The 25,233-nt window shown below is 61.8% G+C and carries 29 protein-coding genes; 12 read left to right on the forward strand and 17 right to left on the reverse strand.

The genetic code is table 11. From position 1 onward, the window contains the following. Window position 1 precedes the first annotated feature (1 nt). The 4 genes from ACSSU5_RS23500 to ACSSU5_RS23515 are packed head-to-tail and all read left to right on the forward strand — an operon-like array spanning window position 2 to window position 3,780. Window positions 2–1,249: an NAD(P)/FAD-dependent oxidoreductase gene (locus ACSSU5_RS23500; RefSeq protein ID WP_492559955.1), complete on the forward strand. Its 1,248-nt coding sequence runs from the start codon at window positions 2–4 to the stop codon at window positions 1,247–1,249. Further along, window positions 1,246–2,055, forward strand: a complete 810-nt coding sequence (locus tag ACSSU5_RS23505) for a DUF1365 domain-containing protein (RefSeq protein ID WP_492559956.1) — start codon at window positions 1,246–1,248, stop codon at window positions 2,053–2,055. The genes ACSSU5_RS23500 and ACSSU5_RS23505 overlap by 4 nt, the downstream gene beginning before the upstream one ends. Then, on the forward strand, window positions 2,030–3,292 hold the full coding sequence (locus ACSSU5_RS23510; protein WP_492559957.1) for a class I SAM-dependent methyltransferase: 1,263 nt from the start codon (window positions 2,030–2,032) through the stop codon (window positions 3,290–3,292). The genes ACSSU5_RS23505 and ACSSU5_RS23510 overlap by 26 nt, the downstream gene beginning before the upstream one ends. Next, window positions 3,292–3,780 carry a DUF2878 domain-containing protein gene (locus ACSSU5_RS23515; RefSeq protein WP_492559958.1) on the forward strand — a complete coding sequence of 163 codons (489 nt, stop codon included), beginning with the start codon at window positions 3,292–3,294 and terminating at the stop codon, window positions 3,778–3,780. The genes ACSSU5_RS23510 and ACSSU5_RS23515 overlap by 1 nt, the downstream gene beginning before the upstream one ends. On the opposite strand, the gene ACSSU5_RS23520 is transcribed toward ACSSU5_RS23515, so the two are convergent. From ACSSU5_RS23520 to ACSSU5_RS23545, 6 genes are all read right to left on the reverse strand, one after another. Then, window positions 3,718–3,900 (reverse strand): DUF2256 domain-containing protein, encoded by a 183-nt coding sequence (locus ACSSU5_RS23520; RefSeq protein WP_492559959.1) that lies wholly within the window; start codon window positions 3,898–3,900, stop codon window positions 3,718–3,720. The two genes, ACSSU5_RS23515 and ACSSU5_RS23520, sit on opposite strands and share 63 nt — an antisense overlap. Beyond that, a complete protein-coding gene (locus ACSSU5_RS23525; RefSeq protein WP_492559960.1) occupies window positions 3,897–5,450 on the reverse strand; it encodes a cryptochrome/photolyase family protein in 1,554 nt (517 codons plus the stop codon). The genes ACSSU5_RS23520 and ACSSU5_RS23525 overlap by 4 nt, the downstream gene beginning before the upstream one ends. 8 nt (window positions 5,451–5,458) lie before the next feature. Next, window positions 5,459–5,764 carry a DUF6482 family protein gene (locus tag ACSSU5_RS23530; RefSeq protein ID WP_016486281.1) on the reverse strand — a complete coding sequence of 102 codons (306 nt, stop codon included), beginning with the start codon at window positions 5,762–5,764 and terminating at the stop codon, window positions 5,459–5,461. Continuing rightward, window positions 5,761–6,297 carry a DUF3833 domain-containing protein gene (locus tag ACSSU5_RS23535; protein WP_024717789.1) on the reverse strand — a complete coding sequence of 179 codons (537 nt, stop codon included), beginning with the start codon at window positions 6,295–6,297 and terminating at the stop codon, window positions 5,761–5,763. The genes ACSSU5_RS23530 and ACSSU5_RS23535 overlap by 4 nt, the downstream gene beginning before the upstream one ends. A 2-nt stretch (window positions 6,298–6,299) precedes the next feature. Further along, a complete protein-coding gene (locus ACSSU5_RS23540) occupies window positions 6,300–6,836 on the reverse strand; it encodes a chalcone isomerase family protein (protein WP_492561356.1) in 537 nt (178 codons plus the stop codon). Window positions 6,837–6,934: 98 nt separating this feature from the next. After that, window positions 6,935–7,495 (reverse strand): hypothetical protein, encoded by a 561-nt coding sequence (locus tag ACSSU5_RS23545; protein ID WP_045199016.1) that lies wholly within the window; start codon window positions 7,493–7,495, stop codon window positions 6,935–6,937. 187 nt (window positions 7,496–7,682) lie between these two features. On the opposite strand from ACSSU5_RS23545, the gene chrA reads away from it, so the two are divergent. Continuing rightward, complete coding sequence (chrA, locus tag ACSSU5_RS23550) at window positions 7,683–8,900, forward strand: chromate efflux transporter (protein ID WP_492559961.1); 1,218 nt, start codon at window positions 7,683–7,685, stop codon at window positions 8,898–8,900. Between the two features lie 26 nt (window positions 8,901–8,926). Here chrA and ACSSU5_RS23555 read toward each other — a convergent pair whose 3' ends face one another. The 7 genes from ACSSU5_RS23555 to ACSSU5_RS23585 are packed head-to-tail and all read right to left on the reverse strand — an operon-like array spanning window position 8,927 to window position 15,203. Beyond that, window positions 8,927–10,291: a sensor histidine kinase gene (locus tag ACSSU5_RS23555; RefSeq protein WP_492559962.1), complete on the reverse strand. Its 1,365-nt coding sequence runs from the start codon at window positions 10,289–10,291 to the stop codon at window positions 8,927–8,929. Next, window positions 10,288–10,950, reverse strand: coding sequence for a response regulator (locus ACSSU5_RS23560; RefSeq protein ID WP_492559963.1), 663 nt, complete (start codon window positions 10,948–10,950; stop codon window positions 10,288–10,290). The genes ACSSU5_RS23555 and ACSSU5_RS23560 overlap by 4 nt, the downstream gene beginning before the upstream one ends. 2 nt (window positions 10,951–10,952) lie before the next feature. After that, window positions 10,953–11,594, reverse strand: coding sequence for a tetratricopeptide repeat protein (locus tag ACSSU5_RS23565; RefSeq protein ID WP_492559964.1), 642 nt, complete (start codon window positions 11,592–11,594; stop codon window positions 10,953–10,955). Then, window positions 11,591–12,397: an SDR family oxidoreductase gene (locus ACSSU5_RS23570; RefSeq protein ID WP_492559965.1), complete on the reverse strand. Its 807-nt coding sequence runs from the start codon at window positions 12,395–12,397 to the stop codon at window positions 11,591–11,593. The genes ACSSU5_RS23565 and ACSSU5_RS23570 overlap by 4 nt, the downstream gene beginning before the upstream one ends. Next, on the reverse strand, window positions 12,384–13,064 hold the full coding sequence (locus ACSSU5_RS23575) for an iron-containing redox enzyme family protein (RefSeq protein WP_019097387.1): 681 nt from the start codon (window positions 13,062–13,064) through the stop codon (window positions 12,384–12,386). The genes ACSSU5_RS23570 and ACSSU5_RS23575 overlap by 14 nt, the downstream gene beginning before the upstream one ends. 8 nt (window positions 13,065–13,072) lie before the next feature. After that, complete coding sequence (locus ACSSU5_RS23580; protein ID WP_492559966.1) at window positions 13,073–14,536, reverse strand: AMP-binding protein; 1,464 nt, start codon at window positions 14,534–14,536, stop codon at window positions 13,073–13,075. Continuing rightward, the gene (locus ACSSU5_RS23585; RefSeq protein WP_492559967.1) at window positions 14,526–15,203 is read right to left on the reverse strand and encodes a thermostable hemolysin; all 678 of its coding nucleotides are present in this window, start codon (window positions 15,201–15,203) and stop codon (window positions 14,526–14,528) included. The genes ACSSU5_RS23580 and ACSSU5_RS23585 overlap by 11 nt, the downstream gene beginning before the upstream one ends. Before the next feature lie 235 nt (window positions 15,204–15,438). Between ACSSU5_RS23585 and ACSSU5_RS23590 the strand changes: the two genes are divergently transcribed. After that, window positions 15,439–15,864 (forward strand): potassium channel family protein, encoded by a 426-nt coding sequence (locus ACSSU5_RS23590; RefSeq protein WP_492559968.1) that lies wholly within the window; start codon window positions 15,439–15,441, stop codon window positions 15,862–15,864. A 108-nt stretch (window positions 15,865–15,972) separates the two neighbouring features. Beyond that, window positions 15,973–16,542, forward strand: a complete 570-nt coding sequence (locus ACSSU5_RS23595; protein WP_492559969.1) for a GNAT family N-acetyltransferase — start codon at window positions 15,973–15,975, stop codon at window positions 16,540–16,542. On the opposite strand, the gene ACSSU5_RS23600 is transcribed toward ACSSU5_RS23595, so the two are convergent. The 3 genes from ACSSU5_RS23600 to ACSSU5_RS23610 are packed head-to-tail and all read right to left on the reverse strand — an operon-like array spanning window position 16,521 to window position 19,487. Then, entirely contained in the window at window positions 16,521–17,183 is a 663-nt protein-coding gene (locus ACSSU5_RS23600) for a hypothetical protein (protein ID WP_492559970.1), read from the reverse strand. The two genes, ACSSU5_RS23595 and ACSSU5_RS23600, sit on opposite strands and share 22 nt — an antisense overlap. A 19-nt stretch (window positions 17,184–17,202) precedes the next feature. Then, the gene (locus ACSSU5_RS23605) at window positions 17,203–18,570 is read right to left on the reverse strand and encodes an MBL fold metallo-hydrolase RNA specificity domain-containing protein (RefSeq protein WP_492559971.1); all 1,368 of its coding nucleotides are present in this window, start codon (window positions 18,568–18,570) and stop codon (window positions 17,203–17,205) included. Continuing rightward, a complete protein-coding gene (locus ACSSU5_RS23610; protein ID WP_492559972.1) occupies window positions 18,561–19,487 on the reverse strand; it encodes a universal stress protein in 927 nt (308 codons plus the stop codon). The genes ACSSU5_RS23605 and ACSSU5_RS23610 overlap by 10 nt, the downstream gene beginning before the upstream one ends. A 183-nt stretch (window positions 19,488–19,670) precedes the next feature. On the opposite strand from ACSSU5_RS23610, the gene ACSSU5_RS23615 reads away from it, so the two are divergent. Next, complete coding sequence (locus ACSSU5_RS23615; protein ID WP_492559973.1) at window positions 19,671–20,219, forward strand: GNAT family N-acetyltransferase; 549 nt, start codon at window positions 19,671–19,673, stop codon at window positions 20,217–20,219. Window positions 20,220–20,245: 26 nt separating this feature from the next. Here ACSSU5_RS23615 and ACSSU5_RS23620 read toward each other — a convergent pair whose 3' ends face one another. Next, entirely contained in the window at window positions 20,246–21,175 is a 930-nt protein-coding gene (locus tag ACSSU5_RS23620; protein ID WP_492559974.1) for a universal stress protein, read from the reverse strand. 200 nt (window positions 21,176–21,375) lie between these two features. On the opposite strand from ACSSU5_RS23620, the gene ACSSU5_RS23625 reads away from it, so the two are divergent. From ACSSU5_RS23625 to ACSSU5_RS23640, 4 genes are all read left to right on the forward strand, one after another. Then, entirely contained in the window at window positions 21,376–22,449 is a 1,074-nt protein-coding gene (locus tag ACSSU5_RS23625) for an NAD(P)-dependent alcohol dehydrogenase (RefSeq protein ID WP_492559975.1), read from the forward strand. A gap of 81 nt (window positions 22,450–22,530) precedes the next feature. Further along, window positions 22,531–22,719, forward strand: coding sequence for a hypothetical protein (locus tag ACSSU5_RS23630; RefSeq protein ID WP_492559976.1), 189 nt, complete (start codon window positions 22,531–22,533; stop codon window positions 22,717–22,719). Window position 22,720: 1 nt separating this feature from the next. Further along, entirely contained in the window at window positions 22,721–23,527 is an 807-nt protein-coding gene (locus tag ACSSU5_RS23635) for a helix-turn-helix domain-containing protein (protein WP_492559977.1), read from the forward strand. Next, window positions 23,527–24,765, forward strand: a complete 1,239-nt coding sequence (locus ACSSU5_RS23640; RefSeq protein WP_492559978.1) for an MgtC/SapB family protein — start codon at window positions 23,527–23,529, stop codon at window positions 24,763–24,765. The genes ACSSU5_RS23635 and ACSSU5_RS23640 overlap by 1 nt, the downstream gene beginning before the upstream one ends. The last annotated feature ends 468 nt before the right edge of the window (window positions 24,766–25,233 follow it).

The following is a 25,233-nucleotide window of genomic DNA, read 5'->3' on the forward strand; positions in this document are numbered from 1 at the left end:
CATGCGTATCGCAATCATCGGCAGTGGCATCGCGGGGCTGACCTGCGCCTATCTGCTATCACGCAAGCATGAAGTAACGGTTTTCGAGGCCGAGCAATGGATCGGAGGCCACACGCACACCCTCGATGTGATCTGGAAGGGCCAGCGCCATGCAATAGATACCGGCTTTATCGTTTTCAACGACTGGACCTACCCCAACTTCATTCGCTTGCTCGACCAGCTCAAGGTCGCCTCGCAGTCGACCGAAATGAGTTTTTCCGTGCATGATCCGATCACTGGCCTGGAATACAACGGTCACGATCTGAACACGCTGTTTGCCCAACGCCGCAACCTGGTGTCCCCAGGTTTCTGGGGCATGATACGGGATATTCTGCGTTTCAACCGTCAGGCACTGGCCGACCTGGACAACCAGCGTATCGATGCCCACACCACCCTGGGCACCTACCTTAGGACACGGCGCTACGGGCAGCGGTTCATCAATCACTACATCGTGCCGATGGGGTCGGCGATCTGGTCGATGTCCCGCGCCGACATGCTCCATTTCCCCCTTGAGTTCTTCGTGCGCTTCTGTCGCAACCACGGCTTGTTGTCGGTCAACCAACGTCCCCAGTGGCGGGTGGTTGAAGGCGGTTCACGCAGCTATGTCGCGCCGCTGTGCCGACCGTTTGCCGAACGCATCCGCCTCAACTGTAAGGTATCCCGGGTAAGCCGCGATGAGGGTGGCGTGACCCTGGTGAGCACGGCCGGCACCGAACGCTTCGACAATGTAGTGTTCGCCTGCCACAGCGACCAAGCTTTGGCGCTGTTGGAAACCCCAAGCATGCAGGAGCGCACCGTGCTCGGCGCCATCGGCTACGCCAGCAACGACGTGGTGCTGCACACCGATACCCGCCTGCTGCCACGCCGCAGGAACGCCTGGGCCAGCTGGAACTACCGCCTGGGCGGCCCAGAAAAGGCTCCCGCCGCGCTGACCTACAACATGAACATTCTGCAAGGAATCCAGGCACCGACAACCTTCTGCGTGAGCCTCAACCAGACCGCACTGATAGACCCGGCGCAGGTGATCGCGCGCTTCCAGTATGCCCATCCGCAGTATAGCATTGCCGCGTCCGACGCACAGGCTTGCCAGGCACAACTGCAGGGTCAGCAGCACAGTTACTTCTGTGGCGCCTACTGGGGCAACGGCTTTCATGAGGACGGGGTGGTCAGCGCGCTGAAGGTGGCTGCGCACTTCGGAGAGCAATTGTGAACAGCAGCCTTTGTCTGGGCTGGATCAGTCACCGTCGGCTGACCCCGCGGCGCCATGCTTTCCGCTACCGGATTGGCATGTTCTACCTGGACCTGGACGAACAAGCCTGGCTGATGGGCCTGTCACGCTGGCTGGGGCGCTGGCGCCTCGCACCGCTGTGCTGGCGCGAGACCGACTACCTGCCAGCGCAGACCCGTAACGGCGAAGCCCTGGCACAGGCCGCACGGTTGCTGGTCGGGCAGGCCACGGGGCATATGCCCGAAGGCCCGGTGCGGCTGCTCACGCAACTGCGTTGCTGGGGGCTGTCGTTCAACCCGGTGAGTTTCTATTTCTGCCATGACCGCGACGGTTGCCTGACGGCGATCCTGATGGAAGTGAGCAACACCCCGTGGCGTGAGCGCTTTCATTACGTGCTACCAGTTCAAGACAACCTTGCCATGCCCTTCACCGTGGCCAAGGCCTTCCATGTTTCGCCGTTCATGCCACTGAACATGGACTATCACCTGCGCTTTTCCCTGAGCGCGGACCATGTACGCATCCACATGCAGAACTGGCAAAACGGCCGCAAGGTGTTCGAGGCCGACCTCGCCCTGCACCGTCAACCACTGGATGGAACCGCGCTGCGTCGATATGTCATGACATTCCCATGGATGAGCCTGCGCACTGTCTCGGCCATCTACTGGCAAGCGCTACGCCTGCTACTCAAACGCACCCCCGTGCATGACCACACCACCAGCCAGAATGACCTGGCGCTGGGCCAACCTTGCGAGGACCCTGATGATGTCAAATCCCACACTGAGCGTTAGCAAGTTCGCGGGCCTTGCGCCCTTGCTCGGCGGGCTGGCACGAAGCGCCGTGCTCGCCCAGCTGGGCAAGCTGCGCCACGGCCATCTGCGCCTGCTCTGCCACGGGCAGGAGTGGAGTTTCGGTGATGTCGACAGCCCGTTGCAAGCCGAGGTGGAGATCCTCGATGACGCCTCCTGGAGCCTGGTCGCCGGCAATGGCTCGATCGGTGCTGGCGAAGCCTACATCCACGGCTATTGGCGAAGCCCCGACCTGGCGCTGGTGACCCGCCTGTTCGTCGCCAACCTTGAAGTGCTCGACGCGCTCGAGGGTGGCCTGGCCCGTTTCGGCCGCCCTGCCCTGAGGCTTCTGCACCGGCTAAACCGCAACAACAAACGCGGTGCCCGGCGCAATATTCTGGCCCATTACGACCTGGGCAATTCCCTGTTCGAGCGGCTGCTGGACCCCACCATGATGTATTCGGCGGCCCAATTCGAACATCCCGGGCAAACACTGGAGCAAGCCCAGTTGCACAAGCTGGAGCGCATCTGCCAGAAGCTTGAACTGCAGCCTGACGATCACCTGCTTGAAATTGGCAGCGGCTGGGGCAGCCTGGCGATCCACGCAGCCACCCGATACGGCTGCAGGGTCACCACCACGACGCTCTCCGAGGCGCAGTACAGCCATACCCTGGCGCGCGTTCAGGCCCTCGGGCTGGAGCAGCGCGTCAAGGTACTTCGCGAAGACTACCGCGACCTTCAAGGCACCTTCGACAAACTGGTTTCGATCGAAATGATCGAGGCAGTCGGCCATCGTTACCTGCCCGTGTATTTCCGCCAGTGTGCCTCGCTACTCAAGCCCGACGGCCTGATGCTGCTGCAGGCGATCACCATCCGCGACCAGCGCTACGCCCAAGCGCGGCGCTCGGTCGACTTCATCCAGCGCTACATTTTCCCCGGTGGCGCCCTGACTTCGCTGAGCGTATTGCTCGACACCGCCACCCGGCATACCGCACTCAACCTCGTGCACATGGAAGACTTCGGCCGGGACTATGCCCACACCCTGCAGCACTGGCGTGCAAACCTGCGCCAGGCGCGCACAGCACTGACGGACCTGGGCTACGACGACATGTTCCAGCGCCTGTGGGAGTTCTACCTGTGTTACTGCCAGGGCGGTTTCGAGGAGCGCACCATCGGCGTTGCGCACCTGCTGTGGGCAGCCCCACTGGCACGGCGCGCCCCATTGCCTTACGGTGCCTGATGCCCGGGCGCTGGCTGGTCGCCAATGCCGTCTGGTTACAGGCTGGCTGGTGGATCTGCGTGCTGGGCGCCGAACGCCCCTGGCTATTGCTGCTGGTGATTGCAGGTGTGGTGGTGCACTTGCGCCTGTGCCCGGATGCTAACGCCGAGGTCAAGGCGCTGTTGCGCGTCACCTTGGCCGGTTGTGTGCTCGATAGCGCGCTGGGGGCACTGGGGATGTTCGGTTTCGACGCCTGGCCGCTGCCACTGTGGCTGGCGCTGCTGTGGCTGGTGCTGGCCAGCGGCATGCGACACAGCCTGGCATGGGCCGGCAGGCACTGGCAGCTCGGTGCGCTGCTGGGCGCACTGGGTGGCCCCTTGGCCTACGTAGGCGGCGCAAGGTTTGCGGATGTCGCCCTGCCGCTTGGCGCGCTGCAAACCGGCCTGCTACTGATGCCGACTTGGGCCTTGGCCCTGCCACTGCTCGCGCGCCTCGCAGCGCGGCGCTGACCTGCGGCATCGCTCGGAGCAGTAGCGCACCTGCTCCCAACAGCGAGCCCAGCGCTTACGCCAGTTGAACGGCCGACCACACACCACGCAGACCTTGCTGGGCAAAAGGCTCTTTTTCATAACGCCTGCTGCGCATCGAGCTGCGCCAACAGTGCCTGGCCACGCTGCCACACGGCGTCGCGCCGGCTAGCCGTCATGCCATCGAGGCTGCGATAGACCAGAGCCAAACGCGGGTTCGTCGACAGCAGGGGGCGATGGCGGATGAGAAAATGCCAGTACAGGGCATTGAACGGGCAGCCATCGTCCTCGATCACATGATCGACCTTGTAACTGCAAGCCTTGCAATGATCGGACATGCGCTGGATGTAACGGCCACTGGCGCAGTAGGGCTTGGAACCCAGGTAGCCGCCGTCGGCGTGCATCACCATGCCAAGCGTGTTGGGCAGTTCGACCCAGTCGAAAGCGTCAATGTAGACCGCCAGGTACCACTCACAAATCGCGGTGGGCACGATACCGGCCAGCAAGGCAAAGTTGCCGGTAACCATCAGCCGCTGGATATGGTGCGCGTAGCCCAACCGCAGGGTCTGCCCGATGGCTTGTTCCATGCAACGCATGCGGGTGTGCCCGGTCCAATAGAATTCAGGCAACGCTCGGTCGTTGCCCAGGTGATTGAGCCCGGCATACTCCGGCATGCGCAGCCAGTAAATGCCACGTACATACTCGCGCCAACCGATTAACTGGCGAATGAAGCCTTCAGCTGCATTAAGCGGCACCCGCCCCTCGCGCCAGGCCTTGTCGACCTCCTCACACAGACATCGCACATCCAGAAGCCCGATGTTGAGCGCCGCACTGATGCGGGCATGGAACAGGTACGGCTCGCCCTCGGCCATCGCGTCCTGGTAGTCGCCGAAAGCCGCCAGGCTAAAATCCAGAAAGTGCTGCCATAGCTGCTGTGCCTCGGCATGGGTCACCGGGTAGTCGAAGCCGTCGATGTCCCCGTAGTGGTCGCTGAAGCGCCGACGTACTAGGGCGACCACCGCTGCCGTGATTCCGTCCTGTGGGAAATGCGCAGCGAATGGCCCACGCAACTGGCGAGGTAATGACTTGCGGTTGTCACCATCAAAATTCCAGGCCCCACCTGCCGGACTGCCGTCGGGCTCCATAAGCAGGCCGGTTCGCTTGCGCATGCCACGGTAGAAGTGCTCCATACCCAGCTGGCGTCGCTCATGGCCCCAGCGCGCGAAGGCTTCGCGGGAGCACAGAAAACGCGTGTCGCGATGCCACACGAGGGGCAATGCGGCATCACGCAAAGCCTGCTCCAGGCGCCACTCCCCGCACTCGGTCAAGTGAATGTGCGTGGCGCCCAGGGCGTGTTGCCAGCGATGCAACTCGCCAACGATGCTGCCGCTGTTGCCGCTGTTGCCGCTGTTGCCGCTGTTGCCGTCAGCATCGAGCTCGACATAATGCACCTGCCAACCCCGCTCACGCAGGGCCTGGGCAAAGTGCCGCATGGCGCTGAAGATGAGCACGATCTTGAGCGGATGATGCGGCACGTAGCGAGCCTCACCCTCCACTTCCGCCATCAGAACAGCATCGCGGGCGGGGTCAAGGGCAGCCAGGCTCGCCAGGTCGAACGACAGCTGGTCACCCAGCACAAGGCCCAGGCGCATCGTTCAGGCTACCACTGGCTGGTGAGCGTTACCGGTACGCGCAGCGGCGCAATGGGGCCGTCACGTTGTCCGCACATCTCATCATGCACCACCTGCTGTACCAGCATGCAGGGCACAGGTGGCAGGTCGGCCAACAGCTGCCGCAGCTCGGTAGTGGAGCGCACGCGAACGGGCTGCCCATGCGCATCGCTCAATGTCACGGGGCCGGCGTCGGTCAAAGCGCGCAGGAGGTAGAAGCCACCCTCCAGCGACAGCAGTTCAAGTTCCTTTGCTTCGCCGGTCGAGACCAGCTGGGTAAGCGCGATCAGGTTCATGGTGTGCCCTCTGGCAGGCGGCGGAAGAACAGGGTGATCTGGCCAATCTCAACGCCCAGCTTGCTCATGCTCGAACGGTTGATCAGGGTGTCGTCATCCATGAGGTACATCCAGTCGTCCAGGTCTACCTGCCAGTGCCGCCCGTCAACCGGCAGGTCCAGCTGGTAACGCCATCGCAGCGCGTTACCCGCGACTTCGCCGCGCGCCTCGCCGATCACGTCCCCCGCGGTTCCGCGCCAGCGGCCAGGGCCGTCCGGCACCAGTGTCCAGGTACGCTGCTGGCGAGTGCCATCGCTGTAGAGAAAATGTTCGTCAAGGATCAGCCGCTCACCTTCGCGGCGGCTGTCGATACGCACGTGGAAGCGCTTGACCACTTCCCCTGAACGCTTCTGGAACATCCCCCAGGCCTGCACCGGTCGCGAGAAAAATGCAGCCAGGTCCAGTTTCGGTTGCTCTTGGGCATAGTGCTCGACACCGACATTGCCACAGCTGCCCAGAAGCAGGCAGGAAACCAGCAACAGCACTTTGTACATGTTCATGTTCCTCGGTCGTTGCCAGCCAGCCCAAGCAGGCGCTGACGCAGTTGTGTATCCCGGGCTCCGTGGTCGAGCCAGATGGCAAAGAATGCCCTTGCAAAGACCGGGTCGGCGATTTCGCGGCTGAGTTTACCGTCGACGTAAAAGCGGCAGCCCTGCCCCGGCAGGTACAAGCCAGTAATGCGCATGCCGGGGCGCACGTCCACGAATGCATGTTCAATCGCATGGGCCCACGCCGTGCGTTGTTGCGGCGTTATGCTGCCGGCGTTGAGGCGGCGCATTTCCTTGAGGCTGGCCTGTACCAAGGTGTCCCTGGACAGCGATCGGTGGTAGAGGAGCTCAAGGGCGAAAGGCTGGTTCCAGTCATGAACTGGCCCTGCTGTCCATAATTGGGCTGTGTAAAGACGCAGGCCAAACCAGGTGAACTCACCGCCCCCCAGCCGTTGCGCCCCAGGCACCTCCGCTCGCCAGCCCGCCATCGCCGAAAAGGCAGCCAGTAGCAGACAAAGGCAGGTCCAACGAGCACGGTGCACCATACTGACCTCGAGCACACCTAAATACTGTACAACAATAGCACTCTGTACAGATATTTTATTGCCTCGCATAGATTTTAATAGGCAACGCCTGCCCTCGGTCACGCCACTAGCGATATCACCAGGTCCACAACAATGATAGGTACGAATGCCACGGTCAGCAGCGCATAGGCCTTGCGCGAGCCGGCTGCAAACACACACAGCGGGATCGTGATCATGATCACGTCAAGGGCGCCCCAAAGCGCCAGAGGCGAAACGCCGAACAACAGAATGTTGACGATGAACCCAAGCAGGTAATAGCCCGACAGGAACAGCAGGGCGTAGCGGCCATCCTGCTCGAAATACACGCGAAGCCCTTCGAGCTCGTCCTCGCTCCGGCTGGGCAACATCAGCGCCGAGGAAACGAACAGCGCAAGTGCCAGCAGCACCAACAGCAAAAATTCCTGGAACGAGAAGGTCGCCCTTACTTGCGGCAGCGAATTGACCGCCCACCAGAAATCCATCTGGGTGGTGAAGAGCATGACCGCCCAGACCAGAGCCACCCAGTCTGGAGCAGCGTTGCGACGGATACGGAAGACGGTCACCGCCCCCAGAAGCAGGCGTGTGACAGAAAGGCCCAATACCATAGACAGGACGGTAGCAACGATAGGGAAATTGCTCATGGTGCCTCCTGCTGACCAAGACTCTGGACAGCGTAGGCGGCGAACAGCAAACTTTGCACAAATGAGTGCGGGTTCTGAGGGTTTGTCGCTGGATTTTCAATGCCTGTGAAACCGAGCGCCACAACAAGCCTCAAGGCAGGCTGTTCCCCACCAAAAACTGCAGCGTCACTCACCCAAGGAGCCTGCCTTGTCAGAACGCACTCACTGCGGCGTGAAGCCCAGCGACTCTGCCTGGTCGGTGTTTCTGGTGTTCTTGCGCCTGGGGCTGACGTCTTTCGGTGGCCCCATTGCGCACCTGGGTTACTTCCGTGAAGCATTTGTAGCGCGCCGCCAATGGCTCAGTGAGCGCAGTTATGCCGAGCTGGTCGCCGTGTGCCAACTGCTTCCCGGCCCCGCCAGCAGCCAGGTCGGCATCGCTCTGGGCCTGTCACGGGCGGGGTTCGCGGGCGCTGTCGCTGCGTGGGCAGGGTTCACATTGCCATCGGCCCTCCTGCTGACGCTGTGTGCTCAGGGCCTGGGGGCATGGGGAGGTGGCGCCCCAAGTGGCCTGTTGCACGGCCTGAAAATCGTCGCAGTCGCCGTGGTGGCCCAGGCGGTGTGGGGCATGGCACGTAGCCTTTGCACCGATGTTGCGCGCGTAACCATCGCCCTGTTCGCTGCCTGTACCGCTCTGCTGTGGCCCAACGCGATCGGGCAGATAGCCGTGATCTCAGGCTCGGCCATCACAGGCTTGATCCTGCTAAAGCCTCCGGGCTCCCCGGCAGGGGAAGAGCTGCCGTTTTCAGTCAGCCGAAAGGTCGGGCTGGCTGCGCTGGTACTGTTCTTTGCCTTGTTGGTGGGTTTGCCGCTATTGACCCGCATCTGGCCCTCGCAAGCACTGGCAATGGTCAACGCCTTTTATAGCGCAGGCTCGCTGGTATTCGGCGGCGGGCATGTCGTTCTACCGTTGCTTGAGTCGGCCACAGTGGCCAATGGCTGGGTCACAAATGACACCTTTCTCGTAGGTTATGGCCTGGCGCAGGCCATACCGGGCCCACTCTTCACGTTTGCAGGCTTCCTGGGTGCATCCATGAGCGTGCAGCCGTCCGGCTGGGTGGGCGCGACCGTTGGCATTCTCGCCATTTTCACCCCCTCCTTCCTGTTGGTGATCGGTGTAGTTCCCTTCTGGGAAGCACTGCGGCGCAGCGCCAGCAGCCAGTCAGCGCTTGCCGGGGTAAACGCCGGCGTGGTCGGGCTTCTGCTGGCTACCTTGTACCAACCGGTGTGGACGAGCGCCATAACCAAGCCAGCAGACTTGGCATGGGCGCTGATCGCCTTGATGGCCCAGATGTTCTGGAAGTGGCCTGCTTGGTTGGTTGTCCTGAGCTGCGGCGTGCTCGGTTGGCTGCTGAGCAGCACCTTCTAGAGGCCTTTGAGACAGTATCGGGCAGCTCACTGCAAGGGAAGCGACACGATGGCAGCCAGCCCACCAGTGGCCCTGTTTTCCAGGCGCACCTCCCCACCCAGCCGCTCGACAATAGTGGCCACGATGGATAACCCCAGCCCTGCGCCATTGGGGCTATTGCGGCTATAGAAGCGCTCGAATACCCGCACAAGATTCGCCTCGTCTATACCAGGGCCTTCATCTTCGACAACCAGTTCGAAGCGATTTGCCAGGCGCCTCAGTGATACCGTGATACGCCCGCCAGGCGGTGAATGCTCTACCGCATTGGAAACCAGGTTCTGCAAGGCGATGCCCAGCGCTCCGGCATCGATCATCAGGCCATGGTCACCTTCGCTGAGATCCAGCGAGGGCTCCAGACCGCGATCCAGTATCCAGGGGGTGAGATCCGCCAGCACATCGGTGAGCACTTCGCCCAGGTCGACACGGGTGGTGGCGCGCTGACCAAGGCGCGGCTCGACGCGGGCGAGGGTCAGCAACTGGTTGACCACCCGGGTCAGCCGGTCCACGCCGCCAATCAGAAAGCCGAGGGCTTTCTGGCGCTCGGCATCGGTAATGGCGGCCTGAGCGTTTTGCGCATGCAGGCGCAGGATCGCCAGCGGCGTGCGCATCTCATGGGCGGCGTCGGCAATGAACCGATGCTCGCGCCGCAGCAGGTCATCGATCTGCGCCAGCAGGCGGTTGATGGCGGCCTGCATGGGCTCAAGCTCGGTCGGCAACGGCACCAGTTGCAGCGGTTCGAGGGAGTCGGCATGGCGCGCACGAATCACATCGGCCATGTTCTGCAACGGGCGCAACCCCCAGCCGATGGCCGCCCAGACCAACAGCGCCAGGCCCAGGCTGCCGAGCAGGAATGGGAACAGGGTATGGCGTACGATGCGATCGATCAGGTCGTAACGCACATCGTCGCGCTCACCCACCCAGATTACCCACTGTTTTTCGGGCACCGGTAATACAAAGCCGCGCCACTGTTCACCACCGCTGGCAAAATCGTAGAAGCCCGCCGCCGTAGGCGGTGCGTCGAGCGTCGGTGCACTGGGGGTGTGCACCAGCAACCGTGCTCCCTCACCCCACACCTGGAACGCCAGCTTGCTCTCATAGGGGTGGCCCACACGGTGGCGCCCGGCCTTGCCCAGCGCCTCGTTGAATGCCTGATACAGCTTTTCGCGGTTGCCATCCTGCACCGGCAGGTTCATCACTCCCTGCAACAGCCGGGCATTCTGAGCCATGTGGGCATCGTAGACTTCGTTGATCTCGCGTCGGCTGTCGTGATAGTTGTACAACGCCAACAAACCGGTGCCGAGCAGCATCAGCACCATCACCCGCCACAATGTGCGCTGGCGCAACGAGCTCACAGCTTGGCCTCGACCAGATAACCGATACCGCGCACCGTGCGGATCAGGCCGTTGAACAGTTTCTTGCGCAAGTGATAGATGTTCACCTCCAGCGTGTTGCTCTCAGGCTCCTCGTCCCAGCCATACAGCAGCTGGGTCAGCCGCTCACGCGTGAACACCTTGCCCGGTTGCGCGAGCAACTCGTGCAGCAGGCGATACTCCTTGGGCGTCAGTATCACGGGCACACCGTTGTAGTGCACCTGCTGGGTGGCAGGGTCCAGGCTTACACCTGCGTGCTCGATGAGCACCTTGGCCCGCCCGGCGCTGCGCCTGAGCAAGGCGCGCAGGCGGGCCTTGAGCTCGTTGAGGTCGAAAGGTTTGACCAGGTAGTCGTCGGCACCGGCATCCAGGCCAGAGATACGGTCCTCGGTCGCATCGCGCGCGGTGAGGATCAGTACCGGCAGGCTGTTGCCCCCTGCCCTCAACCTTCGCAGCAGCTCAATGCCGCCCAACCGCGGCAGCCCGAGGTCGAGGATCACCAGGTCGAACACTTCGTGTTGCAGGGCATGCAGCCCGCTCAGGCCATCGCGCAACCAGTCGAGGGTGTAGCCCTCTTGGCGCAACCCGTCGCAGATCCCCTCGCCCAGGGCGGTATCATCCTCAACCAGCAGCAACCGCATGTTCAGTCCTGTTTGTCCTTGATGGCCTTGAGTAAAGCATCGATATCGCCACGCCGGCCCTGATCGGCCAGTTCGCGGCCTGGCCGTGGCGGCGCCTGGCGTGCTTTTTCCAGGGCGGCGGTGGCTTCAGCGTAGCGTTTTTGCCGGAACAGATGATCGGCCCAGAAGTAATTGCTGTCGATACCGTTGGGGTTTATGTGCAGCGCCTTGCGCAACAAGGTATCTGCCTTGTCGCTGTCACCGAAACCGATAGGCCAGCCCGGCACCTGGTCGTACAAGGTGCCCAGGCTGGTATAAGCCGAGCCCTGCAGGGCATTGGGGTCGAGTTTCATCGCCTCTTCGAGGCTGGCCTTGGCCGACTTGACCTTGCCCAGCGCCCCCAGGCCGCCGGTGGCACCCGCCCAACTGCTGTTGATGATCCCCTCCCAGATCAAGGGCTCGGCCGAGCCCGGGTGCTGGTGAACCAGGGTGGAAGCGTCGGCTGCCAGCTTCTCGAACGCATCGGCGCGTTTGTCTTTAGGCGTCTGGTACTGGATCTGCGCCCAGCGCTGCTGCAAGTTAGCCAATTGTTGGCTGCCGGCCTGGTCCAACGCCCAGGTGAGCGGTGCGAACGCCAGCAGGCCTGCGATGAACAGACGTTTCATTTGATCGACTCCTTCGAATGGCTAACGAGGTAACGACGGATCACCGGCAGTTGCTTGCGCAGCGCACGGTCGACCACGCCGGGCAACATGCCGTTGATGCGCACGAAGAGCTTTTCCGGCCAGCCCAGATAAAGCTCGCTGCGTTCTGACTGCACGGCCTTGAGCACAGCGCGGGCCACATCTGCCGGGTCGTCCATGCCGACCTTCAGCGCCTGGTTGAGCGCCGTGGCAGCGCTGCTGTTCATTGCGGTGCGGGTCGCCCGGGGTGCGGCGTACATGACATTCACCGAGGTATCGGCCAGCTCGCGGCGCAGCGCCTCCGAGAAGCCGCGCAGGGCAAACTTGCTGGCGCAGTAGGTGGCATAGCCGGGGTAGCCGATCGAGCCGTAGGTGGAACCGACGTTGACCACCAGCGCCCTGGGTTGTGCGCGCAGCAGCGGCAGGCACACACGCGTCAGTTGCAGGGCGGCTTTGAGGTTGATGTCCAGCAACTCGTCCAGCGCCTGCTCGTCGATCTGGTCGAACAGGGCAAAACGGTTCACGCCCGCGGCATTGATCAGGACGTTGACCCCGCCCATCTCCCGGGCACGGGCAAGCACCTGCTCACGCCCCTCATGGCTGCGCAGATCCACCGACTGCCAGAGCAGCCTGTCGTGATAACGGTTCATCAATCCGGCGAGCTTGCCCATCTGCCGGCTCACCGCCAGTACCCGGGCACCGGCTGCACACAACTGTTCGGCCAGCTCCAGGCCGATGCCTCCGCTGGCGCCGGTGAGTATGACTACACACTCAGACAAGCGCATGACGCACCTCTTGCAGGCCCGCACGCGGCAGCCCCTGGAACATGTCGGTATACAGCCGGTAAACCACTTTGGCCGCATGGATCACAGCCCGCTGGTCGTCAGCATCATCAAGGCGGTCCATCAACTGCCGGTAGGTGACCATGTGGTCTTGGTCCAGCGCGCCATGGGAGCTGAGGTAGCTGAAGGCCCTGTCGGGCAACGCCAGCGTGCGCTGGATTGTGCCGGCGGCCTGGGTGGCCAGGGCAATGCTGGTGCCTTCGAGCACATTGACCATGCCAAACAGCCCGACCGGGTTGCCACGGGCAATCAAGTCGTAAAGGTAAGCGACCATCAGCTCGATCGGCAGCGCCGGGCGACCGTCACGCACCGCCTCCCAATCGGCACCACAGGCATTGATGTCATTGAGGATCCACTGCTCGTGGCCGTACTCCTCCTCGATGTATTCACACACGGCGCCGCGCAGCCATTCCAGGCGCGAAGGCAGGCGCGCCCCGCACGCCATCATCAGCGGCACGGTATGGCGTACATGGTGGTATGCCTGAGTCAGGAAGGCCACATAGCTGTCGATGCTGACGTGCCCCGCCAGCGCATCGCGTATAACCGGCACGGCAAATAGGGCCTGACGCTCCTGGGTGGTTTGCATTTGCAGGGTATCGAAAAAGGACATGGCAGACCTCACAAAGGGATGTCGGATAACAGGGAGTGGTAACGCCGCAGGATGGCCTCGCGGCGCGGGCGGCCATTGGCGGTCAGTGTGTCGTCGGTACTGGACAGGGGGCACGGCAGGCGACGCCAGGCATGGACCCTGGCGTAGTCCGGCAGCAAGGCATTGCACTGCTGCACAGCCTGGTCGATGAGGGTGTCGGGGGTAGCGGGGTCCAGCGGCCAGAGCAATGCCAGGTTCTTTGGCAGGGCCTCGCCATGTACGAACGCCTGGGCGATCACGCCGCTCTGGGTCAGTTCGACCTCCACCCATTCCGGGTTGACGTTGCGCCCGAAGCTGGTGATGAACTGGTGTTTCTTGCGACCATCGAGGTACAGGTAGCCCTCCTCGTCGAAATGGCCTAGGTCGCCGGTGGCCCACCAGCTATCGCAGACGGGTGGTTCCTCCAGATAGCCGAGCAGCACCGAGCCCGCCACCAATACCTCCCCGTCCTCGGCGATCCGCACCTGCACATGGGGCAGCGGCTTGCCGACACTGCCTCGGCGGGTTGCGCCCGGCCGGTTCAAGGCCACCACTGAAGCGCACTCAGACAAGCCATAGCCCTCGAACACCGGCAGGCCGATCGCTTCGGCGCGGGCCAGCAAGCTGGGTGCCACACGGGCACCGCCGACCGCAACGAACCGTAGCGCCCCCACCCGCATCAGCCCACGCTCGATAGCAGTGATCAGCCCCATCAACAGCTGCGGCACCAGAATCAGGCTCTGCGCGCCGCTCAGGGCGATGGCCCCCAGCAAGCGCTTGAAATCGACCTGGCTTGCACCGCCCATGCCCAGTTGCGCCTGGGGGTAAAGCAGCACACTCGCCCCGGCCATCAATGCGGCGTAGACACCAAGGTTTTCCAGCAGCACGCCCAGCGGCAGCACCGCCAAGTAACGCTGAGGTTCACTGGGCCGGCTGGCCACCTCCAGTTCCCGGGCGACACGCAACAGGGCCGCTGCAGAAAGGCACACGCCTTTGGGCTTGCCCGTGCTGCCGGAGGTGTAGGTGATCTTGGCGGTACCTGCAGGCAGCGCTGCAGCGGGCTCTGCCTCGCGAACCCAGAACACGTCCTGCTGAACGAACCCCAGTTCGGCGAGCGTACCGTGCCATTGCGGGTCGCACAGCACATGGCTGGCGCCACTCTGCTCGATGCAATGGCTGAACTGGGCAACACTGAAGAACGACGGCACGATTACACAAGGACGCTCGGCAAACAGCGCCGCCAAATCCCAGAACACCAACTGCGGGCTGCTATCCAGCGCCAGTACCAGAGGGCCTGGCGAACACGTACGCAAGCCGTGGGTGCGCAACCCCACCTCTGCCAGTAGCTGCCTGTAGGTGAAGCGCTCAGTCGCCCCTTGCACGGCAATGGCGTCACCGTGATCGCGGGAAAACGTGACCAGCAGTTGATGGAAGCGCTCCAGTTCATGCGGCATGACCAGTCTCCTGGAAGGCGGTTGGCAACCCTAGGCGCTGGAACACCCCAGCCTTGCTCAAGGCATCGAAGCCATGACCAATGCTGCCGGCAAAGACTTGCGGATGCTGAGCGTAGTAGGTACCCCATTGGTCCACCTGCCCATTCAGCCGAGCCGGGTCGGCCGCCGCCAGTACCGATGGCACCAACCCCAGGTGCTGGAAGCTGTTGATCAGTGTCGTCGCGCCGGTGAATGCCACCCACTTCAGGCCCCGTGTAGCCAGTAGCCAGGTCACCGCTATGATCATGATTCGCGCGCTACCGGCACTGAGCGAGGCCAGGTTGCCGACTTCGACCATGCACTCACGCTCAAGGGGGCAGCCCGCTAAGCGTGAAACTGCAGCTTCCAGCGGCTCATCCAGGTAGTGCTCGAGAAACAGCGGCCCGCTGCTGGCCGGGCGCAAGCCTGCGGCAGCAATCAGCCGACCCTGGCTGTCATGCAGTGCCAGCAGTTCTGGCAGGTAATGGTGCACATCAGCGTGGTGCACGCTGGCAAAGCACTGATGAATGAAGTGCTCCAGCTCATCGCGGCCAGGGTCCTTGTGCAGATGAAGCGACATTTGGGCGTGATGGTCGACATGGCTGCCGATAGGCAATGGGAGCAGGCTGCTCCACTGAGACTGGGTCATGAAACTCCCCCCGTTGGCTTGATGGGGTGAGTATCAGTGGTCAATCTGAAGGGAATCTGAAGTCACGGATTCGACCTTGGTCGCAGGGCGCGAGTTGATCGTTGGAGACAGCAGCCAGCGCGATAAGAGCGGCCACTGACTGACCTTTATCAATCACCCCGTGATGTTCAAGCGTAGAACCGACACGATGGCCTTTATCGGCCAAACTTCTGTCAGGGCCACAGGGGAGCCGTCGATGTTAACCGTCACACTGATCAACGCGCTGGTCGTGATGCTGGTGGTGGTGATTCATTACGAATGCCTGCTACGCCTGAACGACTGGCTACCGCGGCTCAAGCTTTGGAGCCGGTTTCGCATCGTCATCGGGGTGTTCGGTGCGTTGGCGGCCCACGCACTGGAAGTCTGGTGCTTTGCCCTGGCCTATTACCTGATGGCCAATGCCAAAGGCTGGGGCACGCTGAGCGGCAACTTCGACGGCACGTTCATGGACTGCGTGTACTTCTCGTTCACCACCTATACCACCATCGGTTTCGGCGATATCACACCCAGCGGCGACCTCAAATACCTCACAGGCCTGCAGGCACTGACTGGCCTGGTAATGATCACCTGGACGGCTTCCTTTCTGTTTCTGGAAATGCAGAAGTACTGGAAGCCAAAGTAGCGAGGCGCGGGCCTATCAGCCCGGTAATTGACAACTATCAAGCGCGCAAAAGGCGACGCGCTGAAACTGAGCCTTCTTTGTCCACCGCAAACTGTCAGGAGCCTTGCCATGGCATTCGCCGAAACACCCCGCCCCCAGGCCGCCGCGTCATTTCCTGCCATGGCCGGCGAACACTGGATCGAACCGCTCGACAACGGCACCCATGTGCTGATCAGGCCTTTACAGCCCGAAGACCGTCAGCGCGAGAAGACCTTTATCGAACGCCTGTCGCCACAGTCGCGCCACTTCCGCTTCCTGTGCCAGCTCAAGGAGCCTGGCGAAGCCATGCTGGATCAACTGATGGTCGTTGACCACGACCAGCACATGGCCTATGTGGCCCTCGCCCATGTCGACGGTGAACTGCAGGAGGTCGGTATTTCCCGTTACGCGACCCAATCGGGTAGTGAAGAATGCGAGTGCGCCGTCACCGTCCTCGATAGCTGGCAGCGTCACGGTTTAGGCACATTGCTGCTCCAGCACCTGATCGACCACGCACGCGCCCAGGGCCTGCGGCACATGTATTCCATGGACGCTGCGGCCAATGTGGCGATGCGCGACCTGGCTCAGGCAGCAGGGTTTACCAGCGTCAGAGACCCGGATGACCCAAGCCAGTTGATTCACCGGCTTTTGCTGGCCTGAGGCGATGCCGCAGCGGTGGCCTCCGGCAGCAGGTCCAGTTGCTCCAGGCACTGCCGCTCATCGGCCGCGGTCACCCCCTCGAACGCCCTGACTTCAAGCAACGGCGTATTGAACAGGGCCAGCCGGATGACGCCGTTGCGATCCAGAAACGTTTGCGCCAGGCACTGGCAGACCGATTTGGCCACCAGTGCGGCGAACGCTCGATCCTCTGGCAGATCAATCTGTGCCTGCAAGTTGGTCTCGCACCCGCTCACAATGCCTTGTACGGAACGGCTGGCGAGCACGAGTGTGCTTATGCCCAGCACGACCAACAGTAGCAGCATGCCCAGCATAATGTTCGACTCTCTGGCCACACCCCGGACCAAGGCAAGCCTCGCTTGCCAACCTGTCCCCTGCCCGGAAAAAATGGTCTCGCCCACAGCGCCCTTGAAACAGCGGTGCACGGCCAACCCGACCGCTGCGCTGAGCGCCAGCACTGCCAGCACAATGACCGGGGCACGCATGGGCAGCCGCCAGGCCGGGCCCAGCACCTGATACACCGAGGCGGCAACCACCAGCGTGGCAATTGCCGCGATCCATCCAAGGCTGCCCCTGGGCCGTGTTACCCAGGCCCTGAGCTTTGCCCTTGCTTGCATATTCATGAGAACCTCCAGCACCGTGCTAGCGCACAGGGTCTATGGCAACCGTTTCCAGGTGCTCGGGCACGCACACCTGCCAGCCGAGCTCAAGGCTTATCCGTCGACGCAAGGTGTCCGCAGCATGCGGTTCGCCATGAATGACGTAGGTTTGCCGCGGTGGCCGGGTGAAACCGCGTAACCACTCCATGATTTCGTCCGCATCGGCATGCGCCGACAGGTTATCCATGGCAAAGACCTGCGCCCTAATCGGCACGTCTTCGCCATGCAGGCGCACGCTGCGCGCTCCGGCAACAATATCGGCACCCCGAGTACCGCCTGCCTGAAAGCCGGAGAACAGGATGCTGTTATGAGGATTGGGCGCCAGCGCCTTGAGGTGGTGCAACACCCGCCCCCCCGTGGCCATGCCGCTGGCGGCAATGATCACCGCAGGTTCGCGCAGCTGATCCAGGTGCCTGGATTCATCGACCGTACGGATGATCTGTGTGCCTTTGCACATCTGCGCGCACTCCAGCGCCGTCAGGCGGTGCTCACGCCTGAACTGCTGGTAAAGGGCCGTGGCATCCATCGCCATCGGGCTGTTGAGATACACGGGTATGTCGGGTATCAGCCCGTCGCGCTTGAGCGTGTACAGGTAGTACATCAGCAGTTGCGCACGGCCAATGGCAAATGACGGTACCAGCGTGATGCCATGGCGCAGCAGGGTCTGGTTGATCACATCCGCCAGGTAACGCTCCGGAGCCTGAGCAGGGTGCGAACGGTCACCATAGGTCGATTCCACCAGCAGCGCATCGGCCGCACCGATCAGCTCGGGCGCACGCATCACGGGGTCGTGGGGCCGCCCCAGATCACCTGATGACACCAGCGTCTGGCCATCCACCGTCAGTTGTACGGTCGCCGCGCCCAAAATGTGCCCGGCCGTGCGCAGCAACAGTTCGATACCGGGCGCGATCTGGGTGCGATGGTGCAACGCGACGGGCCTGAACAGCTGAAGTACCCGCTTGGCATCCTGCTCGGTGTACAAGGGGCGGGCCGGCGAATGCTTGGAATAACCATGACGATTGGCATGTTCGGCCTGCTCCTCCTGCAGCCGGGCACTGTCGAGCAACAGGATTTCAGCCAGGGCACAGGTCGCAGGGGTGGCATATACTGGCCCGCTAAAGCCCTCGCGCGCCAACACCGGCAGGTATCCGCTATGGTCCAAGTGGGCATGCGTGAGCACCACCGCATCGACCGCACGCAGTGCCGCTGGCAGTGGCTCCCAGTTACGCAAGCGCAGTTGCTTGTAGCCCTGGAAAAGCCCGCAGTCGATCAGCACCCGTGTCGAATCACGCGTCAGCAGGAACTTGCTGCCCGTCACCGTGCCCGTACCGCCGAAAAAGGTCAGTTGCATGGCGTTGGCTCCCAGGTGTCGATCACGCAGGGATGAACGGACAGTACGCTGCACGGTGGATCGCTCACCAGACGTTCGGTGGTGTCGCCCAGAAGCTTGCTCAAACCCTTGGGCTGTACTACCCCCAGCACCACCACGTCGATATCCAGGGCCGCCACCTGCTCCCGGATCACGTGCACTGCCCCGCCTTCCTTGAAATGCCGGCAATCGAGGGGCACACCTTCGGCATCGGCCAATGCATCGAAGGACTCCTGCAAGGCATCACGCATCTCCTCGACCCAGGTCTGCGCAACCAGCATGTCCGGGGCAAACACACCAACCAGGTCATATGCCGAGAGCAGGTGCAACTGCGCATCGCATTGCAGCGCCAGGGCATCGGCTGCCCGGATGAGGGCGCGGTTGAATAGCATCTGGGCATCGGGTTCATCGTGCAAGGCGGTGTCCACGGCTACCAGTATGCGTTTGGGCAAGGACGCGGTTGCCCGGGGCACGAAATGCATCAAGCCTTGGCACGACCGCATCAGCGCGCAGTCCAGCGGCGTGCCGAAAAACCGGGCCAGTGCCGGTGTTGTTTCGGTGTCCTTGATGACCATATCGGGCTTGAGCTCGCGGATGTAGTCGGCTGCCTGGTCGCGCAGGTCTTCTGCCTTGACGGTATCGAGCGTCAGATAGGCATTACTGGACCGGTGACGTTCGACCAGTTCCTCAAGCTGCTTGCGATAGAGCCCGTATTGGCGCTGCATCTCGGCTTCGTTCAGCCGTTCCTGACGCAACGGATGCGCCTCTTTTGGCTCGAACAGCCCAACGATATGCACCGCTGCGCCGCTGACATGCGCCAGGGCAAGTGCCCGGTACAGAGCCGCCGAGTGCCGGTCTATGTCTGTAAGCAGCACCAGCAGTTGTCGATACTGACCCATGGGAAACCTCCGGCCGCGCGCGGCGATGACAAGTAGCATTGATCTTCGAGCGCCCTACCCTTCAGCGCTTGATGCAAATCAGAAAGTCATCACCTGCGCACCAACTTGATCAATGTCAGAACCGTACCGACGCCTCACGGTACAACCAGTACAGCCCACGTTGATCAGGCCCTCGGAGGCCCTATGAACAATCAGTTGCTGGAAACCGAAGACATGAGGGAGCACTGGGTAGACACCCTTGCTGACGGCACAGCCGTGTTGATTCGCCCGCTGCGCGATGATGATCACGAACGGGACAGACGCTTTGTGAGCACGATCAGCCATGAGGCCCGGCGCTTTCGTTTTCTTGCCGGACTCTGCGGTGGCCTGCCCGGCCTGGACGCGCAGTTGATGCCGGTCGACGGTCGCCAGCGCACGGCCTACGTAGCGCTGGCCCATGAGAATGGCCAGCTGCATCAGCTTGGCGTAAGCCGCTATGCCGCGACCCCGGGTAGCCACAATTGCGAATGTGCCGTCGCTGTCGGTGAACAATGGCAACGCAAAGGGCTGGGCAAGCTGTTGCTGCAGCACCTGATCGAAGCCGCTCGGCGCAATGGCTACCAGTGCATGGTGTCCAGGGACCTGTCGAGCAACTACGCCATGCACCGGCTGACCAAGGCGCTGGGCTTCAGTTCGCGCTACCTGGGCGGCGATGTCAGCGAAATCCTCCATGAACTTGACCTGCGCGCGTGAAACAAGGCCCTTGCGGGCCTTGCACTTCAACCTTGCAAATCCTCGGGCGAGATCACCAGCACACTGCTGCTGAGCCGGTGCAGGATCCGCTCGGCCGTACTGCCGATAAACCAGCCGATACCATGATGGTGGTAGCTCCCCATCACCAGCACATCGATGTCATTGTTGTCCATGAACAGCGCCAGCACCTTGGTCGGATCCCCCACCCGCAGGTGGCAGTGCTCGGCGGGGATCCCGTTGCGTTCGGCCAATGCCTGGAAGGCATCGGCCTGGGCCTCGTGAAGTGTCCGTGACAGGTTCGAATCGAACAGGAACGAATGTGCCCGGCCGTCGTCGGCGTCCAAGTACATGGAGCCCATATCGTAGGCGTACAGCAGTTCGATCTGGGCGTTGCATTGCAAGGCCAGCTTGAGCGCTTCGCTGATGATCTGGTCGTTGAACCCTTTGAACTGATCCTCCGGACGCGACAGGTCAACTGCTGCGAGTATCCGCCGCGGCAGGGCATTGCTGGCATTGTGGACAAGGTGTAGCGCAATCCGGGTCTCGCGTAGCAACTGCTCGTCGAGCGAGGTGAACATGGCCCGCATCCACCAGGGCTCACGCTCGAGCCCCTTGATCAGCAGGGCGAAAGGCTGCTCACGCAAATGCACTTGGATCTCGTCCAGCGGATGCTGCACCCACAAAACCTCCGTGGTTACCGTAACGCCGTTACGGCGCATCGACAGTGCCTGGGTTTCCAGCCATTCACGGTGTTGCTGTACATAGCCCTCGCGCATGACCGCCAACGCCTGGTCGTTGACCAGGCCGGCAGTGGCCAGGCCCTCAAGGTAGTCAAAAGCGACGATGTGCAGTGGCATGCCCTTGGCTTTTGCTAGCGCCGCCGCACGGTCATAGACCGGCGTGCGGCGCATCAAGGGCGATGCGATCAGAAGAAGTCGTTGTTGCAGGTTGGTCATGGCACACCTCTGCGGGCTCGATGAGTACCTTGATGATCTGACAGCTGCACCTGTGCGATTTGATGTTTATCAAAAGTCAGAGGGCACTGATCAACGGCTGCCGCCGTTCGACGCAAAATTGACTCGGATCAAGACTTACCGGCTTTTTTAGCGCACGCTGTAGTTGCCAAAAAAAATCAGCGATGCCCCGGAGGCATGCCATGGCACTCATGAAAGCGGCCATTTATGTCGAAAAGAACCGCATCGTGCTGGAAGACAAGCCCATCCCTGCGATCGGCCCGCTAGATGCGCTGATGCGCATCAGCACAACGACGATCTGTGGCACCGATGTGCATATCCTGCGTGGCGAGTATCCAGTGGCCAAAGGGCTGACCGTCGGCCACGAGCCAGTGGGTGTCATCGAAAAACTGGGCTCAGAGGTTCGCGGCTTCCACGAAGGGCAACGCGTCATCGCTGGCGCCATCACCCCAAGCGGCCACAGCAATGCCTGCTTGTGCGGCTGTGGCGCGCAAGACGGCGCCGGTACGGCGCATGGTTTCAAGGCCATGGGTGGCTGGAAGTTCGGCAATGTCATCGACGGTTGCCAAGCTGAATACGTGCGGGTGCCGGACGCGATGGCCAACCTCTCCCCCATTCCTGACAGCCTCAACGATGAACACGTGCTGATGTGCCCCGATATCATGTCCACCGGTTTTTCCGGTGCAGAACGCGGGGGCGTGACAATCGGCGATACCGTCGCCGTGTTCGCTCTGGGCCCAATCGGCCTGTGCGCGGTCGCCGGCGCCAAAATGCTGGGCGCCACCACCATCATCGGCGTGGACACCGTGGCGGCGCGCATCAGTGTGGCACGCGAAATGGGTGCTTCACACGTGGTCGACTTCAAGCAAGGCAACGTGGTGGCGCAGATCATGGCGCTGACCGATGGCCGTGGCGTAGATGTAGCCATCGAAGCGCTGGGCACCCAGGCCACCTTCGAATGGGCACTACGGGTGCTGCGCCCCGGCGGCACATTGTCCAGCCTGGGCGTGTACAGCGCCGACCTGCGCATCCCCGTGGATGCATACGCTGCCGGCCTTGGCGATTACCGCATCGTGACCACACTGTGCCCCGGCGGCAAAGAGCGGATGCGCCGGTTGATGGCGGTGGTTGCCAGTGGCCGCGTAGACGTTTCCCCCTTGGTCACCCACCGTTTCAGGCTCGATGATATCGAAGCCGCATACGAATTGTTCGCCAACCAGCGCGACGGCGTAATGAAGGTGGCGATCACGCCCTGAACCTCGCCACGCCGTCGGCAAGGACGCCATTGCCCCCTATCGATAGGCAGTCCCTTGCTGATGCATGCACTGGAGGTTCCGATGTACGTCTACGTCGAGAAAAGCGCCAACGACAATCGCTGGTGGGTACACATGGACGAGTGGCGGGTGAGTTTCAGAACCCCCATAGAAGCCGAACAGTTCGTGGGTGTGCTGACCGCCCGCCTCAACGCGCCTCATTCACGGAACAAGATCGCCACCGTCGCTCTCAGACCTGCGAAGGAGGAATGAAATGTCGGGCCTGACCGACTTTCAGCTGCTCGGGCAGCCTGCGCCAAAGTGCAAACCACCGCCCATTCATTTCAAACCACTGACATGCCGGTGCAGTGAGTGCCGGGTCAACGGCTTGTGTTTGCCCAGGGGTTTGGCCATGCACTGCAACAGTTATTTCGGCACACTGATCGGCCCTCGTATCCGGGTCAGGAAGGGGGCTGCGCTGTTCAACGCAAATGTGCCCTTGAGTAGCCTGTATGCGGTGCACTCTGGCAGCTTCAAGACGAACCTGAACAACGCCGAAGGCCAGGGTGTGATCATCAATTTCTGGATGCCAGGGGACGTACTGGGGCTCGATGCCATAGCGACCGAGCTTCATGTCTGTGATGCCATCGCCCTGGAAGACAGCGAAGTGTGCCCGGTGCCCTATCATCGCCTGCAAGCCCTAGCGCGTGATTTACCCACGCTGCAACAGAGCTTGAACCGCCTGATGAGCAGGGAGATTATCCGCGAGCATGAGCGCGTGCTGATGCTCTGCAACCTCTCTGCCGAGCAGCGGCTTGCCAGTTTCCTGCTGAGCCTTTCCCGCCGCTTCGTCAGTCGCGGCTATTCATCCCACGGTTTCATGTTGCGCATGTCTCGCGAAGACATCGCCTCCTACCTTGGGCTGCGCCTGGAAACCATATGCCGCTCGGTCGCTCACTTACGCGGTTTGGGTATCGTCAACCTGCACGGCCGGCTGGTGGAGATTCTCGACATGCCAGCGCTGATCGCGCTCGAACTGGGTTCCCAAGGCAGCTTTGCCATCGCCCCGGTGCAGACCTGATGCTCGACCTGGTGAACTTGGCTCACGGGGCCGTGGCATTGGGCATCGGCATGCTGGTTGGCCTTGAGCGGGAGCGCAAGAAGGTCAACAGTGAAGCTCCCGCCGCAGCGGGTTTGAGAACTTTCGCAATCACCGCCCTGATGGGGTATGTCTGCCATGTAATGGCTGGCCCGATTCTGGTCGGCGTTGCATTGGTGGGCATAGCGCTGCTGTTGGCCATTTACCACCGCACAAAACCCGACGAAGATTCGGACATTACCAGCGCAATCGCCTTGCTGCTGGTTTTGGTGTTGGGAGGCCTGACTGTCGAACACCCCGAGCTGGCAACCGCCATCGGTATCGTACTCACCATACTGCTGGCCCTGAGGCGTGAGCTTCATCGTTTCGTGCTGCAGCAACTAAGCGAGGCCGAACTGCGCGATGGCTTGTGGCTCCTCACAGTAGCGCTGGTTGTGCTGCCGTTGACGCCGGACCGGTTCATTGGCCCCAACGGGGTACTGAACCCGCGGGTAATCTGCACGCTGGTCGTATTACTGATGGCAGTCGGTGCGCTAGGGCATATCGCCATGCGCCTAATGGGGCCACGCTATGGCTTGGCTCTGAGTGCGATCGCATCCGGGTTTGCCTCTGGCTCGGCGACCATTGCCGTGCTTGGCCATCAAGCACGAAAGCAGGACACGTTCATGCGCGCGTTCGCCGCTGCGGCGGTGCTGTCCAACCTCGCCACCCTTGTCCAGTTTGGATTAGTGCTTGGCGTCGTCGACTTGCGCTTGCTGCGCCCGTTCTGGCCATCTATAGGTCTCGGTATGCTGGTCACGCTCATTTACGGCGTGCTGTTGCTGGCGCCTTGGCGCCCTGTGCCAGTCTGCCCCACGACCAAGCCTGGCAGCGGTGCATTCAGCCTGTTCACAGCACTGCTCATCACGCTAGCGATTACCTGGATTGCATTGTTTTCGGCGTTTCTGCTCGAGCAACTTGGACACAAGGGGGTCAGCATTGCTGCCTTTATCAGTGGCTTGGGCGATGCGCATGCCGCAACTGCTTCGATCGCTTCGCTCGTTGCTGCAGGCCAGTTGAACAGTGCCGACCTGACGTTTCCGGCAATGATGGCGCTCACAGGGAATACCGTGACCAAATGCGCACTGGCTTGGAGCAGCGGCGGATCTTTGTTCGCTCGCCACCTCATTCCGGCTCAGCTCATCATTCTTGCTACTCTATGGCTTGCATTGTTGATCTGATACATCAATCAGTACAGCTACCATCATGCACTTTTCTCCATTATGTTATGGTCTGATAATCCCCCAGGTTGTCCAAACCTCTTGATCAAACAGCGTTGAGCATAATTAACTCAACAGACTCGCAGCATACCTCTCAACCCTTGGGATGACGAAGCTAGCTAAGCCCATGCAGGTGCACCGGGAAACCTGCGGCCGACCTCATCCACGACCTCCGCTCAGAATTTGAAAGTCTGGATGCGATAGGGGTGTGCCGGGCTTGGAAAACAGTGGAAGCGCTAGGATTAGAGCCGGATACGGTGAGGGAGACCCAACTGAAGCGGAACGAGGCTAGCCGCGTTCGCATTTGACTGTGCCAGCCCTCCATAACCTGAGCTGCGCGATGGCATAGGCGTAGGTTAATCTACTGATTGGCTCGAAATTGACTTTGCTCATCAGCCAAATTGTCATTAGTCCCCGCTCCTAGCGATA

The sequence above is a fragment of the Pseudomonas sp. E1MeOHC2 genome, from assembly GCF_058745025.1.

Bases quoted from the DNA above. Each gene is read 5' to 3' on its own strand.
- ACSSU5_RS23500 (WP_492559955.1), top strand. From the start codon at position 2: ATGCGTATCGCAATCATCGGCAGTGGCATCGCGGGGCTGACCTGCGCC.
- ACSSU5_RS23510 (WP_492559957.1), top strand. From the start codon at position 2,030: ATGTCAAATCCCACACTGAGCGTTAGCAAGTTCGCGGGCCTTGCGCCC.
- ACSSU5_RS23515 (WP_492559958.1), top strand. From the start codon at position 3,292: ATGCCCGGGCGCTGGCTGGTCGCCAATGCCGTCTGGTTACAGGCTGGC.
- ACSSU5_RS23520 (WP_492559959.1), bottom strand. From the start codon at position 3,900: ATGAAAAAGAGCCTTTTGCCCAGCAAGGTCTGCGTGGTGTGTGGTCGG.
- ACSSU5_RS23525 (WP_492559960.1), bottom strand. From the start codon at position 5,450: ATGCGCCTGGGCCTTGTGCTGGGTGACCAGCTGTCGTTCGACCTGGCG.
- ACSSU5_RS23530 (WP_016486281.1), bottom strand. From the start codon at position 5,764: ATGAACCTGATCGCGCTTACCCAGCTGGTCTCGACCGGCGAAGCAAAG.
- ACSSU5_RS23535 (WP_024717789.1), bottom strand. From the start codon at position 6,297: ATGTACAAAGTGCTGTTGCTGGTTTCCTGCCTGCTTCTGGGCAGCTGT.
- ACSSU5_RS23540 (WP_492561356.1), bottom strand. From the start codon at position 6,836: ATGGTGCACCGTGCTCGTTGGACCTGCCTTTGTCTGCTACTGGCTGCC.
- ACSSU5_RS23545 (WP_045199016.1), bottom strand. From the start codon at position 7,495: ATGAGCAATTTCCCTATCGTTGCTACCGTCCTGTCTATGGTATTGGGC.
- ACSSU5_RS23560 (WP_492559963.1), bottom strand. From the start codon at position 10,950: ATGCGGTTGCTGCTGGTTGAGGATGATACCGCCCTGGGCGAGGGGATC.
- ACSSU5_RS23565 (WP_492559964.1), bottom strand. From the start codon at position 11,594: ATGAAACGTCTGTTCATCGCAGGCCTGCTGGCGTTCGCACCGCTCACC.
- ACSSU5_RS23570 (WP_492559965.1), bottom strand. From the start codon at position 12,397: ATGCGCTTGTCTGAGTGTGTAGTCATACTCACCGGCGCCAGCGGAGGC.
- ACSSU5_RS23575 (WP_019097387.1), bottom strand. From the start codon at position 13,064: ATGTCCTTTTTCGATACCCTGCAAATGCAAACCACCCAGGAGCGTCAG.
- ACSSU5_RS23580 (WP_492559966.1), bottom strand. From the start codon at position 14,536: ATGCCGCATGAACTGGAGCGCTTCCATCAACTGCTGGTCACGTTTTCC.
- ACSSU5_RS23585 (WP_492559967.1), bottom strand. From the start codon at position 15,203: ATGACCCAGTCTCAGTGGAGCAGCCTGCTCCCATTGCCTATCGGCAGC.
- ACSSU5_RS23590 (WP_492559968.1), top strand. From the start codon at position 15,439: ATGTTAACCGTCACACTGATCAACGCGCTGGTCGTGATGCTGGTGGTG.
- ACSSU5_RS23595 (WP_492559969.1), top strand. From the start codon at position 15,973: ATGGCATTCGCCGAAACACCCCGCCCCCAGGCCGCCGCGTCATTTCCT.
- ACSSU5_RS23600 (WP_492559970.1), bottom strand. From the start codon at position 17,183: ATGAATATGCAAGCAAGGGCAAAGCTCAGGGCCTGGGTAACACGGCCC.
- ACSSU5_RS23605 (WP_492559971.1), bottom strand. From the start codon at position 18,570: ATGCAACTGACCTTTTTCGGCGGTACGGGCACGGTGACGGGCAGCAAG.
- ACSSU5_RS23610 (WP_492559972.1), bottom strand. From the start codon at position 19,487: ATGGGTCAGTATCGACAACTGCTGGTGCTGCTTACAGACATAGACCGG.
- ACSSU5_RS23615 (WP_492559973.1), top strand. From the start codon at position 19,671: ATGAACAATCAGTTGCTGGAAACCGAAGACATGAGGGAGCACTGGGTA.
- ACSSU5_RS23620 (WP_492559974.1), bottom strand. From the start codon at position 21,175: ATGACCAACCTGCAACAACGACTTCTTCTGATCGCATCGCCCTTGATG.
- ACSSU5_RS23625 (WP_492559975.1), top strand. From the start codon at position 21,376: ATGGCACTCATGAAAGCGGCCATTTATGTCGAAAAGAACCGCATCGTG.
- ACSSU5_RS23630 (WP_492559976.1), top strand. From the start codon at position 22,531: ATGTACGTCTACGTCGAGAAAAGCGCCAACGACAATCGCTGGTGGGTA.
- ACSSU5_RS23635 (WP_492559977.1), top strand. From the start codon at position 22,721: ATGTCGGGCCTGACCGACTTTCAGCTGCTCGGGCAGCCTGCGCCAAAG.
- ACSSU5_RS23640 (WP_492559978.1), top strand. From the start codon at position 23,527: ATGCTCGACCTGGTGAACTTGGCTCACGGGGCCGTGGCATTGGGCATC.